This window comes from Tenacibaculum profundi (genome assembly GCF_057162725.1).
The window spans coordinates 3,684,302-3,700,857 of the sequence record NZ_CM169894.1 but is presented as its reverse complement, the minus strand read 5'-3'; the positions used below and the strand labels follow the sequence as shown (position 1 = coordinate 3,700,857).

Annotated in this window: 2 protein-coding genes; both read right to left on the bottom strand. The window is 35.3% G+C overall.

What is annotated here, in order from left to right; all coding sequences use genetic code 11:
• Position 1: 1 nt before the first annotated feature.
• Positions 2 to 14,659, bottom strand: coding sequence for a lectin-like domain-containing protein (locus AC2GW8_RS15130; protein ID WP_440880716.1), 14,658 nt, complete (start codon positions 14,657 to 14,659; stop codon positions 2 to 4).
• Positions 14,660 to 14,703: 44 nt separating this feature from the next.
• On the bottom strand, positions 14,704 to 16,545 hold the full coding sequence (locus AC2GW8_RS15125) for a PorP/SprF family type IX secretion system membrane protein (protein WP_440880715.1): 1,842 nt from the start codon (positions 16,543 to 16,545) through the stop codon (positions 14,704 to 14,706).
• Positions 16,546 to 16,556: the final 11 nt, after the last annotated feature.

The window sequence follows — 16,556 nt, the reverse complement described above, 5'->3', positions numbered from 1 at the left end:
TCTATCTATATAGTGTGAAATGCCCCATTATTTGTCTTTCTTGCCCTGATAACTCTTTAAAATAAATCGTATACCAGTAATCACCTGAAGGAAGTGCCACTCCTTCATAAGTTCCATCCCAACCTTCGTGTGACCCTTGAAGTGTAGCGATTCTGCCACTTCTATGTTTATGACTTCCTCCTGGGCCTTCATATTTGGTTATCCCACGACTATATCTGTCATATATATGAACTTTAACATCGTGGTAATCTTCAACATTAATAGGGTACCAAGTATCATTTACTCCATCACCATCAGGTGTAAATATATTAGGAACTTCAATTGTAATATAAACTCCTTCGATAATCACTTCTTCCTCACAACCTCTATCATCTCTAACGATTACTTTGTAATCTCTAGTTTCTAGAATTAACATTTCATTATCTGGGCTAAAACTGCCACCATCAAAACTATATTCGTATGGAGGAAGTCCAAAATTACCTGACGCAATAAGTTTATTCTTTTCAGAATCATCAACAAAAAGTTCTAAGGCTTTAAATTCTCTTATCTCTTCTACATCTTTTGAAACTGGACATCCTTTACTTATATGCTCTGCTTCTACTTTATAATTATTACCAGCAGGTAAGTTACTAAATAAACCAGTATCATTCGTATCAATTAAGCCACCACCGTCATACAAAGAATAAACAACTACATCTTTATATTTATCTTGAACTCCAACATCTAGAGTGTTTCCAGTTGGACAGTTATAAGATAGTTTATAGTCTAAAAGTAGCTCAATTGCTTCTTCTGTTTCAAAAGGAACTTCTTTAGGCTCACAAGTACTGCCAACAGGTAAAATAGAGACAACATATCTATTACCGCTTTCAACTCCATGACTAGCATCTAAAGTTATTATTCCTTCAGAGAAAGTTCCTGAAATGGGTCTTCCGTTTAAAGTTAAAATATACGATGCTGTTGTGCCCGCTAAAGCCCCCCCCGTAACATTCATTGTGAAACTAGGGCCTGGATCTGAAATACAAACCTGATTGTTAACATTCGTTGAAATAATATTTAAATCAGTTGGTTCTCCTATGATTACCTCTAATACTTCATAACAACCTACTTTATCTTTAATCGTTATGGTATACGTATCTGGGTACAAGTCATTGAAAACACGGTCTTTTACAAATTTATTATTAGGGAAAGAGCTAGGATTGTTTGGTGACATTCCGATTATGTTATATTCATAATCACCATTTCCTCCAATTGCATTTACTGTAATACTACCATCATTTCCTCCATTACAACCAACATCTGTGTGAGACTCTGATACCATCAGTGGATCTGGTTGTTCTATTTCTACGGTAGCTGTTTCAGCTGTACAAACATCTCCATTTGGATTTGAACTATATACTTTAATCTTATAAGTACCTACACCTAAATCTGAAAATAAATTACTATTTTGACGTGGTTGAACAACTGTTCCTCCACCATCTAATAACTCGAACTCATAAGTTTGAAGCCCTCCACTAACGTCAGCTGAAAGCGCTCCATTTTCATCTCCATTACATGTTACGAATCCTGAATCAACATTAATTCTTGCTTCCAAATCAACATAGTCTGCTACCGTAACAATATCAGGTCGTGGAGAAATACATTGGTTAGCATCTTTCACATAGAAATTATGCGTACCTGGATCTACATTAAATGTATTCCCAGCGACAAAATTAACTCCATCAGTACTAAAGGTATATCCACCCGTTCCTCCAGAACCACTTACCTCAATAACAGCTTGATTTCTATCACAGGTAATTAATTCTTTAAGATTTGCGGTTGCTACAACCATTGAAGGATCTGTAATCGTCACAGGAATAGGACTACTAGAACATGAATACTCATCATGGACTGTTATCTGATATACTCCTTCTCTTAGGCCTGTAAATACATTAGTTTCTTGTCTATCTGTTGTTATTCCATTAGGCATAGTTAATGTATACCTATATGACGGTGGGGCTCCTTGCCCTCCTGTAGTGTTCGTAACCGTTATTATGGCAGTTTCTTCTCCATTACAAAGGTTTGTTGTAACTACTGGAATAGCTGTAATTGGTGTTGGGTCTAGCAATATAAAAGTGTCAGATTCGATACATCCATTTGAATCTCTTACTGAAGCTTCATATTCACCAGCAGCTAATCCGTTTATGATATTATTTTTATCAAAACTCTGAACTATTGTATTTCCAGCTGATACGTTAACCAATTGATAATCGTATGATCCCCAACCACCTGAAGCATCTAATTCAACTTGACCTGAAGTAGGACTCACACAACTTATTAAATTTGGTTTCATATTCAACTTTAATGCTGTTGCAGGCTGTTCAATGGTAATATCATCTGATGTAATTTGACAGAATGGAGCATCAGTTTGTGTTATAACAACACGGTAAACTCCAGCTAATAAACCATTAACAGTTATTGCACCTGCTGACCCTAATGCTGATCCAGTGATTCCAGTGGTTAAGCCAGTGTTAGCATTAACAATATTATAATCATAACTTAACGTATAAGGGATACTCGAATTTAAATCAAAATCAAATGATCCAGTAGGTGATCCTAAACAAGTAACACTGTTTTTCTTGGATATACCAATAGTATATACAGGAGGATTTCCTACACGATATGACGTCGTTATTTTACACCCTGTGTCTGGATTATAAACCTCAATAGTGTACTCACCTGTTCCTAAGCCAATAAACTTCTCCGGGTTTGTTGTAGTACCAGACGTTTGAGTTACCTTAGGGAAAATTGTTCCATTAACACCTTCAACGCTATACTCTACATTTGCAACTGAAGACACAGAAGTGAAACTAATGGTTATTTCCTCTCCAGTGGTACAATAAATTGGTTTATCAACTGCAACAGTTGGATTTGATATCGCATTAAATTCAGGAATAACTACAGACGCAGTGCCTTCACAATTATTACTGTCATAAACAATTATCTGAACAGTTCCTCCAGACTGGTCTACTGCATTAAACGAAGGTGTTGCGCTATTTAGTAGTTGTTGAACCGTACCGTTATTAGCTGTGTATATAAAAGAATAACTACTATATACATTTGTTCCTCCTGTTATTAAAGCTGGATCTACTGTTACAGTCGCTAAATTTGTTTCATTTCCTGAAGTACAACCAAAAGGTGTGACCGTAGCTGCGCTAGATAATTCAATAAGATTGTTTTCTTCAATTTCTATAACATCATTATGACTACAATTATTTGTACCCACTCCTGTTATCGTATATATACCCGCTGGTAAATTTACAAATACCTTTTCGTTTGTTGCACCTATTCCATTTGGATCTGGAGAAATGGTATACGTCAATGGATTAATACCATTGTTAACCTCATTGATTGTAATTTCTCCTAAGGCAGTTCCATTACAAATATTATTTACACTAGCTGCTAACGTAAACTGAGCATCTTTCTTCGGATGAATTGTAATATCTTGTTCACGAGAACAATTAGGTGTTGCACCCGTATCAAAAACTCGCACAGTATAGGTATCTGTAGAAGGTACATTAAATGTAACCGTATTACCACCGGTACCTATTCTAGGTACTAAATCTCCGCCTGCACTAGTTTTCACTTCGTATTCATAAGACCCTGAACCTGATGAAATCGTAACGGTAACTTCTCCATCTGGACTTGACGTACTACAATCAATATCCTTAGTTGGTAACACATTAAACTCAAGATTATTAAACAATGTTTGTGCAGGCTGACTTGCCGCAGAACAATTATTAGTATCTCTTACATTTACTTCGTACGTATTAGGAGCTAAATCGGGGAATGTAAAAGGTACTCCTGAACCTGTTCCTTCTTCTGTTCTAATAGTCTCCCCTGTACTTGGGTCAACTAATTCAAAAATATAGTCACCAGATCCTCCCGTAGGTATAACAGTAATGCTACCACCTGTTGTTAAATCACATGAATTATCATCTTTAGTTAAAGTAAACTCAACAAGAGCAGGATTTCCTACTGTTACATCTTGAAATTGCTCACAACCGTTTGCATCTATTACAGTTACTCTATAATCTCCGAAAGCTAAATTATTAAAAGTATCAGAACCTGAATAAGGTACAGCGGGTGAAGTTCCTGTGAGAGGATCTAATTTAAATCTATAACCACCCCATCCGTTAAAAGCTTCTGCAACAATTTTTCCATCATTGCCATTATGACATTTTACCGGTGTTTGCACCGCCGATAATGTTAAGGCGATGTCTGATTCTTCAATTTCAATAGTATTAGAGGTTATAGTACAAAATGGACTATCAGGGTTTTGTACTACAATTACATAGTATGTTCCCGCTCCCAAACCGGTCACTGTTGAACTTCCAGATACGCCCGTTGTTAAAGATCCAACTTGAGTATCATCTGTTGTAACGGTTGTTCCATTTGTATTAAATACACGATAATCATAATTTCCTGTATAAGGTGGAGTCGCGCTAAAAGCGAATTCAAAAGAACCGTCGGTATCCCCTTTACATGAAACATTGCTTAAAGGGTTTAAGCTTAAAGTAAATACAGGGGCAGGGTTTACTTGATGTACTCCTACTGCTTTACAGCCTGTATTTGTATTATGAACTTCTATTTCATAGGTTCCTGTTGGAAGATTTGTAAATGAAGGCGTGCTTTGTGTTAGCTTTGCAAAACTTGTACCATTTATTCCTGTAACACTGAACTCTACATTTGGTGTAGCTCCTGATGGAGTTACATCGTACAATATGGTAATATTGTCACCAGTATTACAATCAATAAGTTTATCTATATCTGCACGAACATTACTTATCTCGTTAAATGGTAAAATTTGTGTATTAAACACACCTGTACAACCTTCACTATCTGTAACTGTAATAACCACTGGACCGCCAGAAACATTCATTGTTGTAAATTGTAAAGGCGTTGTTCCATTAGGTAAATCAAGAGTTTCTTGAGTACCGGAATTCGGTGTGTAAACAAAGTTATAGTTATAGATTCCTGAACCTCCTTTCAATTCTGAAGGAATTGCTGTAATTACAGCTTGATTCATAATATTACCCGATGTACAACCAAATTCAGTAACAGGAAAAGCATCGTTAATTGAAGTTACTACCTCAATTGGGTCTAATTCTTTAATTTCAATGATTGGACTTGTGGTTGAACAACCATTAACGGTACTCGTTCCAGTAATTGTGTATTGCCCTTCAGGAAGGTTTTTGAAGGTTAAATCACTGGTATCTATGGTACCTGAATAAGGACCTCCACTTACCACAAAAATTGTGTAGTCTGAAGGACTACTGGCGTTTGTTGACTCAGTAATTCTTATTTCACCTGCATTAGAACCATCACATTTATTATTTTGAGTTGCTTCCACTATAAAATCTGGATTAATTACAGGAGCTACTGTAACTTCCTTAGAATCAACACAGCCAGAGGCCATATCTGTTACTTCTATTCTGTATACACCTTCTGCGTTTACAGTGTGTGATACTGTGGATGAAACTCCTATTATATTTCCAGCATTTGTTGCCGGTGTAACTGCACCTCCTGAAATACCAGCAATCGTATAAGTGAAATTGCTTGGTCCACCAGATAATACTTCAATATCTATGACTGCTTCACCCGGTACACAATTAAGATTTTGAGAAACCGATAAATTGAAATCAATATCTGGATGAATTGTTAAAGGCTGACTAACACTTTCACAACCATTTGCATCTCTCACAACTATATCATAATTACCCTCTGCTACTCCCGCAATTATATAGGGACTATCTGATGAAGATGGTGTATATGTTACACCATTATCAGTAGAATATTGATATGGAGCTAAACCGCTTGCCATTTCAATTGTTATTGAATTATTTACACCACAACTATTTAAATTAACCGAATTAATGACAGGTAATTGGCTTACATTCAAGATTACATTTCCAATGATATCAGAACATCCATTAGAATCTACTGCTGTAACTTCTACACCTACAGGTAATGCAACATTTGTCACATTTGCATAAGGTATTTCTATTGAAGTTAGTGATGTTGGTGTTGTAATACCAGTAGCATTCGTTACATTAAGTTGGAATGTATAACCTGGAAAACCTCCTCTAACGTTTGTAATATTTATAACACCGCTTTGTCCACAAGATATATCATTTCCAACATTAACATTTCCTGTTATTGGTTCTCCTTTTTTGATTAAGGTATCTTCACTTGACCAAGAACAAACACCTGAAGCACCTGAAGTTATATCAATGTAATACTCTCCTTCATCTAATCCAGTAGCCACTACACTTGTAGCATTACCGGTATAATTATGAAGTACATTAACAAAAGCTGCAACTGGAATTCCTACACTAAGGGCATCACGCTTAAATAACGTCCAAGTAAATGGAGAAGTAACATTTGGGTCTGAAGTATCTATATTAAAAGTAATTTCTCCTGTAGCTGATGAACTCGTTGCTGTATTACATTGATTAGAATCTACAACAGGCGTAATTGGAACACTTGATTTAAATTCAAGTTTTTCATCGTTTAGTTTAATACAATCATCACTTGGATCTCCTGGTATTGCTCCACCTGCATTTTCATTAGTATCTTTTACATAAAAATCATAAGTACGACCAGGTACTAAATTTGTAAAGGTAAAAGTACGATCCTGCGAAGGTACAGGCGCTGGAGGTAATGGTGGTGGACTAGAAGTATCAGGTCCAACCCATACAGTAATATCGTCAATAGCAAATTCAAAAGGTCCAACACCACCTACTGCCTCTACTGTAACACTAAACCCTGTTGAACAATCTGAAGGATTTGCAATTGGATTTATTATTAATCCATCAACAATAAATGGGGTTTCAAATCTTTCTAAAAACTCTAGACAAATAACGTCACCTGAAGCGTTTACAATTCTCATAGCTGGATCCACTGATGTACCAGGTGGTATATTTAAAAATATATTTTCAGTATGATCTGCAGTCCAGGTTCCATCTAACCTGCGCAATTGAAGAATATATGGTGCTACTGGTAAAGTAGTCCCTGATAAATCATATTCAAATCCATATTGACTGCTATCATCAATAAAATTAACACAAGTAGAAGGAAGTCTTCCTGAAATTGTAGCTGTTAATTCAGGTAACTCAAAAATTTCAATGAACTGACTACCTGGAGAACATAAGTTAGCGTCTGTAACATTTACTTCATAGTTCCCTGCTGGTAATGAATGAAATGAATGATTTAAATTTTCAGTTACAACATTATTATTGTATGTTCCTCCATCTGTTATCGTAATAGTATAAGGTCCTTTACCATCTGAAATAGCAACATTAATCGATTCTGTTTCTTTGTTACATTCATGTTCTGCGTTTGGTAATGCTAACGTAAATGTTGGATTAGGAACTTGATTAACAGTAACTACTTCAGAATATTCACACAACGATCCATCTCGTACGAAATATTCATAATCACCTGGACTTGTGATAGGGAAAATATTAGTAGTTCCAAAACTAGGTGTTGCTCCACTGCCAACTCCAACGATTGCATATTGATAACTACTATCTCCTCCTTGCCCATTTACCGTAATATTTCCATCATTACAGGTAACGTCTTCAATCGTATATGAAGCTGTAACTTGCTTATGTATGGTAACAGTTTTCTGAATTCCAGTACAACCCGCTTTATCAACAACATCTACCGTGTAGGTTGCTGGAGATAATCCTGAAAAAGTATATGTACCTGAACTTATTGGTGAAGGTGTTTGAGGTGAAGCGCCATTTAAAATAAATTGATATTCTCCATTTCCTCCTGTAACATTTATTACTATTTCACCATTCGTACCGTCATAGCAATTGGTTGGTACCGCAGTAAAAACAATATTCTCCGCCGGATCTATTGTATGAACGGTTGGGGGTGAAGTACATCCATTAGCATCTTCTACTACGAAAGTATAGTTGCCCGGAGGTAAATCAAATACATTTTCACTTACTGGGAATGGGAATGATGCTCCTCCATCAATACTGTATTTGTAAGGAGGTGTTCCGCCTAAATTAGGTGTAGTTCCAGAGGTTCCTGCTGCATCTGTTAGTCTGATACTAGCATCAGTTGGATTTGAACATGTTACGTCTTTGATCACATTAACCGTAGGGGCTAATAACGCAGTTGGTTCCACTAATGTTGGTACTGGAAGCAGATCAATAGTACAAACCGCTAATGAACTAGCATCAGGTCTTATCTGAATATTATAGGCACCTGCTGTTAAACCTGAAATAGTGGTTTGAGCAGTACTTGTTGTGTTCCAACCTGTGCTATTTACATTGTATTGATAAGAGCCATTAAAATTAGATGCTGTTATGATAATTTCTCCATCGGATCCACCATTACAGGAAGGGTTTTCACTATTAGATATTTGACCTTTAAACTCTTTATCAGCCTCAACTGTTACTGCAACAATTCTATCACAAGCTCTATCTGTTTTTACTATAATATTATGAGTTCCTACCGCCAAGTTTTGGAACACATTACCTGTAGGGTTTACAGTTCCTATAGATTGATCTGTATAAGTATAAATTAAAACCGGAGCTGCTGGTGCATTAAGCGTAACATTTCCAGTTCCATCACAATTATACGTTACATCGTAAGTAAATTCAGGAATTATTGGTAAAGGATCAATTACTATCGTATCTACAGCTTCTGTACATCCTTTATCATCTTTAACTGTTAATACATATGTCCCATCAGTTAAATTATCATATACTAAGTCATCACTATAAACACCGTTAAATCCATAAGTATAAGGAGGTGTTCCGCCAGTAGCAGCTGTAAATGTAATCACTCCATCAGTGTTACAAGTAAAGTCTGTTGTTTTACTTGCTGTGCTGGCAACTCTTGTTAATGTGTTTATTGTTTCGGTAAATGGTCCAAAAGTACAGCCATTAGCATCTGTAACTAGTATTGGATAGTCACCAGGTGCCAAACCAGACTGTAATGTTACTCCTGATGCTAAATTTGTTCCATCAAAATTAATTGTATAGGGAGCTAAACCTCCAGCGATTACAACTTCTATACTTCCATTATCGCCAATACAGCTGGGCTGTGTTATATTGGTTGTAACATTTAAAGTTGCTACAAGTTGAACATTAACGGTCTTTGTAAATACACATCCTAAGCCATCTTTAACAAAATAGTCATAACTTCCTGATGTTGTTATAGGTAATGGGTTTACAGCTCCGTAAACTGGTGTAGCACCACTACCTGTTTCTATAATAGCAAACTCATAACTTCCATCACCACCAGTAGCATTTATAGTTACACTACCTGGGGTACAGGTAACGTTTTTAATTGCTTCTGAAGCCGATAATTGTTGATTGATTGTATGAGAAGATGCTACTGAAATACAACCTGCACCATCTTTAACTTCTATACTATATGTAGCTGGTGAAAGTCCTGTAAAGGTATGAGTCGATGCATCTTTTGGTACTGGCTCTATCCAAGGACCGCCATCAATTCTAAACATATAGTCTTTAAGTCCTTGATCAACATTTACTACAATTTCTCCATTTGAGCCGTCATAACAGTCTACCGGTGTTGCTGTATGCGTAACTACTATCGGTGCATTTACCGTAACTACAGTAGAATCAGTTTCTGAACAAACCTCTTGACATCTTATAGGACAATAAGGAATTTGTTTACAAAAATCATTGAATCTAATTCGATGTCTATTGTTAGCCGCTCCTGTAGCAGAGGTAAAACCAAAATAAATAGCGTCAGACCCCCCGAAATAGGTATTTATAAAATCTGAATTTGTATGAGACCCTGCATTAGCGCCATCAATAGTGTATGACAGCGTATTGGTAATTACGTTCCACGTTATTTGAACGCTATGCCAATTATCATCTTCTAACTCTGAAAATCCGATTGGACTTGTTAAAGCCGCATCATTATCAGTGTCAAAAATTGCTCCATGATCATCGGCAATATCGTTTTTAGGTGGTCCATTATTCCATGTATCTACTTCTAAAGCGATTCCATTTTGAATTCCTGAGGCACCTAGACCTCCTCCAGAATCACCTACAGCAGCAGAACCTCTTGGGTCATTGTGAAACACAAACGTAATTCCATCTGCTCCGTTTCCTTTTTTTGATCCAAGATTAACCTGAAAATCTAATTTAAAACTTTCTGAAAATGAAATTTTATTTTTAGACATTAAGTTTCCTCTTTGCATATTTAAAGCAGGAGTTAAGGTCGCTGTAAATTGATCATCAATAACGGTATCAAAGTCAAATACAAATAAATCATTTAAACTTGTTGAGCTATCTATTTTTGGATCTGTACATCCCGTTACAGCAGTATCAAAAATACATTCACTACAATCACGGCTATCTTTTACTTCAACCGTATAATCAGTTGAAGTAGTACCCGGTGGTATGTTTGTAAATGTAGGCGAAGTTTGCCAAGCATCTCCATTAACCCCAATTATTCGATACTCATAAGGAGGAATACCTCCAGATCCTTCTGCTGTAATGATGGCACCACTATCACAAGTAGCAGGTGTCAATGTAGCTTGCACATCAAGTTCTGGAAAGTCTTCAATAGTTACATCTGCCAAATCAATTATACATCCTTGATCCTTAATTTTTACATCGTAATTTCCTGCTGGAAGACCAACAATTTCAAAAGGTGATGTCGTTGCTACATCCCAACTAACTCCATCATTAACAGAATACTCATAATCACCCCCTTGATAATTTTCTGCAGTAATTTGTATTTTTCCACTTCCACCTGTTAAACAAAAATTATTTGAGCTATCAACAAAATTTCCTCCAAATTGGTTACCTGGTGCAACATTCACAGTGACTATTTTATCACAAGCTCTATCTGTTTTTACTATAATGTTATGGGATCCTACTGCTAAATTTTGGAAAACATTACCTGTAGGATTTACAGTTCCTATAGATTGATCAGTATAAGTATAAATTAAAACCGGAATTGCTGGAGCATTGAGCGTAACATTTCCAGTACCATCACAATTATACGTTACATCGTAAGTAAATTCAGGAATTATTGGTAAGGGATCAATTGTTAAAGTTTGAGGTGTTGATTCGCAACCATTATTATCTCTTATTTTAACAATATAATCACCATGGGTTAAATTATCAAATACCGTCTTCGTCGTTGACTGTTCTGTTCCAACAATATAAGTATAAGGGCTCGTTCCTCCAGTAGCACCGGTGAAAGTTATCTGTCCACCGCTTGTAACACAATCAATATTTTGTGTAACACTTGCATTTACAGATGGAGCTGTTTTATTACTAATAACTAAATCTGTTAATTGATAAAAACATTGAAAAGTATCTCTTGTAGCTCTTATATTAACGGTGTAAGTTCCTGGTGCCAAATTAATAAACTTATTATCAATATTCCATGATCCTGGTCCTGATCCGTTATCTATATTATAATCTAGAGTATACCCTTTTTTATCGTTAGTATTAATAATAATTTGTCCATCTGCTTGGCCACTACAAGATATGTCTTTTATAGAAGGCGTAAAAGTTATAGGTGCTTCAAGTGAAACGTTTATTGGACTCGAAAATGCAAAACAATTATTGCTATCAATTACTACAAACACGTATTCACCCTCTTCACCATTAGGGATAGTATAGGTAGTTGAAGTTAATAAATCAGATGGTAATATATCTGAAATACTAGTATATAAATCAACTCCTTGTTTTTTCCATAGAGCATAACTATAGACACCTGTAGTTATACCTCCATTGGCTTGTAACTCTATTATTCCATTTGAAGATCCATTTAAACATGTAATATCTTTAGTTTTAGTGGCCAATAATGTTAACTCATCTGGCTCACTTACTGTAATTTCCTCAATATAATCACATTGTGGTGTTTTTACACTAACTTGGTAAGTACCTGCACCGGGCACATCTAATGTAACAGGGCGGTTATCATTAAAAGATTTTTCTGCTTTTACATCTGTACCTTGCAATAACTGATAAGTATATCTACCCGGCACGTTATTATTTACCCCTATAGAGACCTGTGATGTTCCCCCATGACATAAAATATCTTGTTTTGATACCGTTACCTCAAGTACTTCTTTCCTAATATTTATACCTGGAAATGTATATTCACAAGAGGCCGCTGCTGAACTACTTATTCGTCTTATTTTTAATGTATAGTCGCCTGGTGTTGCAATGGACGTAAATGTACCTGTTCCTTGATAAGGAAATATAGCTCCTCCAGGTCCTTCTAATTTGTACTCATACCCATTTGGTATATTATTAACAGTAATTTCACCATTAGTATCACAAATTATATGTTTTTTTGAAATATTTGGTGATAATGTAGATTTGTAAACATTAAAATAATAAATGCTAGTACATTCACCATTGTAATTTATTTTTAATTTGTACTTCCCTTCTTCTGAAACATCAATTGAGCTTTGGTTAGATGACCCTGGCACATCATTCCAATTACAGGCATTATTAGGATTAGCACAATTATTTGTTACATCTGGGCAACTTCCCTCTACCATTTTCTTCCATTGTATTGTTGTTAAACCATCAGAGGTATCAACACCAGTATTTAAGGTACGAAAGCTTCCATCACCACACAAATATATTTCACCTAACTTTAAGTTATTGGATGTACAACTATTTAAATAATTATCAAAAGAAGATTCAATAGGATTTGAAGCAGCCCCTATTAACTTAACGTTAAATATTTCCGTTTTTTCTATACAACCCGTACCAGGTTTTGCTGTTGTTGTTACAGTATAGACTCCTACATCTGAAGAACGTACCGTAAGAGATTGAGAATTCCCTACTACTACGTTAGACTCATTTCTCCATTCATAGCTTTGAAACCCTGATGCTGCAACTAATTTAACTGTTCTACCATCACAAACGACTGCTTCATGCTCAAAAGTACAACCAGAGATATCTGCTAAAAAGTTAGTAGGTCCTGTAATGCCAGAATCACAAGGATCAAGACCAAAAATACTAGATTCATTTATAACTCTATCTCCACCACCTTCATCAAAACTATAACTTGCAAATGCTTGGTTCTCAATGACATCAGAACAAGCATCCCTCAAATCATTACAAGTTTCTACTAATTTAACTCTGAACCTAATTTCACTTCTACCGGATTGTTTGCGAACTAAATGATCAAGATTTCTAAAAGTAATTGTTCCGCCTGTAGTTCCTGAAGCAGGTGTATAAGTATGAGTAACGCCTAAAGGCACAGATAAATCAGAAGGTTGATTTGTTGATGGATCAATCACTAAATCAGCATTAGCTGGTAAAATATCGGAGATTACTGTATTTATCGCATTATCAGTACCTATATTTTCAAAAGTTAATTTGTAATAAAGCTCTTCACCTAAACCTATTGTTTGCCCAGCCATATCATTTCCAGCTGCATCTTCTACTGTTTTTAAAATACGTATTTTTGGTTCAATAACTTCAATGGACATCCCTACCAAAAAAGGCCAGTAAATATCTCCAGTAGATGAAAATCGTAAATTTGTGGAGGTTTGATTGTTGGTAAGTATAGACTTAGTATCATTATCTAGTTTAAAAATATCTGCATCATACCCCAATGTGTTTCGACTGTTTGGTCGCCTGTTTGTAACATGTTGATGACTACCAGCCCCAGTAATATTGGTTATAGAACTATTAAAAAAGTTATTACTTGGATTATTATTATTGTTTGAACTAAAAATAGTTGAAAAACTTGCTGTATTTCTCTGTTGAATCATAAATTGATCACCAGTAATACTTTTATCACCTTCTAAAGTTGCTACTAAAACTTTTGCATTAACCGGACCAAAAGGAACTGTTCTAAATCCACTGATATTAACTGTCCTATTATTTCCACTAGATATAGATGAAAAACCATCGAATGTAAAGAATTCTTTACTTGTATCTCTTTCGTTTTTGTAAATAATTACAATATTCCATCCAGCTGCTCCACCTAAACCTCTTTCCCTGTCTCGGCCTATTGTCCCTCTGACATCTGCAACGATATATTCACCGTTCGGACTATTTTTGTTAATTATATTAGTAATGTCTTTATAACAAACATAAGGACGTGACGTAGCACTTCCGTTATTAAAGATTATTTCATTAGGGTCTAATATTCCTGCCTCTATTTGTTGGTAACTAGAATTCCCTGGTAATTTTATCTTAATCTTATTGAAATCGGGGCTGGGAGCTCCTTCATTTTCCCAGGTATCATATGGGTATATCCCTGCCCAATACAGCCCTGCATATACGATCGTAGCACAACTTGGAACATTGAGTGTTGCTGCTGATGATGAAAAAGTGTTTGGATCGTTGTCTATATCTACATAAACTAGATTACTTCTTCCATTACTTGCATTTCCATTATGTGGATTGGTGCGATGCAAGTTAATATTGTTATTTGCTATGAAAGTCATATCACCTCGAATCGGTTTACCATCACCTATCAAAGGAAAACGTTTTGTAAAATCCACATCGGATAAGGCTGCATTAGCTTTCAAAATGGCTAATTCTTTTGCAGTCATTTCTTTTCCAGCCAATTCATGTTCTTGCGAATAGAACAGCAGACTGTAGAGCATTAGTGTTAGGGTAAGTATAAGTCTTTTCATGATAAGGGGAAAATTTATTTAACTAGTACTTTTTTTAATTTAAATTATTTAATATTTACGATTGATTTTCGATCGTAATAAGCTCCATTTAGGTTATTTTCATATAGTTTAATAGCCTTCGCTTTGCTTATCGTTTTTAATATGTATACGTGTCTTAGCCCAGTACTTGGATGTATAAAGTAACCAGCAGCTATATTATCATTTTGTAGTTCATCTACAAATCTATCTGCATACGCTTTATTACCAAAAGCACCGACCTGAATATAATAACCTTCTTCCATATTTCCAACTTTTTTTATTGTTAAAATTTTTGCTGGTGGTTGTGGTTTCCGCTCTTTATAAGTTTGTTTACCATCTCCTGTAGTTATTTTTACAATAAATACAGCTTCTTTATATGTTTTTTTATTCTTTAAAGCCAAAGGATCATTATCTTCTCCATCGAAAAGTTTTTTATCTTTGAATTCTTCGGTCATTCTTTCTGCATTCTCTTTTTTAGCAAAACTATCAAAATAAACATAGTAAAACTTGGTTTTCGAGTCATATACATACTTAGCATCTATACCTTCTTTTTCAAATTTCCATTTCTTTTCTTCTATATATGCTTCAGCATTTTCTTTACTTTTGAATTGATTGGCTGCCACATAATAAGCTGTTCTACTACCACCGTTTCTTGTTCTTGTTATAGTACTTCTTCTCCACGGTGTATCAGTTCTTCTTCTTAAAGATGTATCTTTTTCTTCGTTTTCTGGAATTACTACAAGTTCAGAAGTATCTTTTTCCTCAGGCAACTCTTTAGCTGGAGGCGGATTTTCCTTTAAAATTCGCAGAATTTCATCAACTTTTTTATTTAATTTATTAATTGAATCATAAGCGCTATTTAATTCTTTAGATGAATCATTGGCTCTAAATTTATTTTTCGGCTTTCTTTCAGGAAGTTTTACACTAACACTTCCTGACCTCCTTTTTGGAACTCTTCTTGAAAAACTCTTTTCGCCAAAATTATAGATGATTCCTATCTCATTGGTAGCTGCGAAATCTCCTTTTTCATATGAAAAACCAATGGAAATTTTATCTGATAAATTAACACCTGCTCCTGCTGAAATGCCATATTCCTTATCATAACCTGCTTTTAGCCAACCTGCTTTAGGTAGATCAAAAATAACATTTCCTCCATAACCAAAATCACCATCACCTGGCTTTCTAGCTAAACCTAAAACTCTGAAAACTGCAGCTTCAAAAATTCCTCCAGCATAAGTAAACTCATGGGTATATACTAAATGACCTGAATATGTTTTTTCTGAGAATGATGTTGCCATTTTATTTTCTCTAAGTTCAAAATCCAATAAATTTTCAAAAAACACTCCAACATCAAACTTGCCAAAAGACAAAGTAACTGCCGGTTGCCAATTAACTATAGGAATATCTTGAAAATTACTTATGGCAGGGTCTGGTTGCTGTGTGTTGACTTTTAAGCCATCTGCACTTCTCCTACTGTAAAGTACATTAAAACCAAATGTCAGATCTAAATTATCACTAAGTTGCATTCTGTGAGCGTAATTAGCTAAAGCTCCAAAATCTTTAAATACTCCTACTTCTTGCTGATAAACCGCTAATCCTGCACCTACATTTTCTCTCATTTTACCTGCATAACTTAAAAGATATAACTTTGGAGAATCCTCAAAATCAACAAAACTATTCCTAACAATTGCATTTAAGGAAGTTTTATTTTCTCTTAAAGCCGAAAAAGTAGGCACTGTAAGAAAGCGATTAAACTTCATAAAATTCCTTGATGTAAAGCTATTATATTTTTGCGAACCACCAGAAACCTGGGCCCCAACTATGGCTGAGTACATGAGCAGTCCTAAAATAATATTTCTTTTAATCATATATTTCCCTT

What these genes read in the sequence shown, in the direction of transcription:
- AC2GW8_RS15125 (WP_440880715.1), bottom strand. Translation starts at nt 16,545, where the DNA reads ATGATTAAAAGAAATATTATTTTAGGACTGCTCATGTACTCAGCCATA.
- AC2GW8_RS15130 (WP_440880716.1), bottom strand. Translation starts at nt 14,659, where the DNA reads ATGAAAAGACTTATACTTACCCTAACACTAATGCTCTACAGTCTGCTG.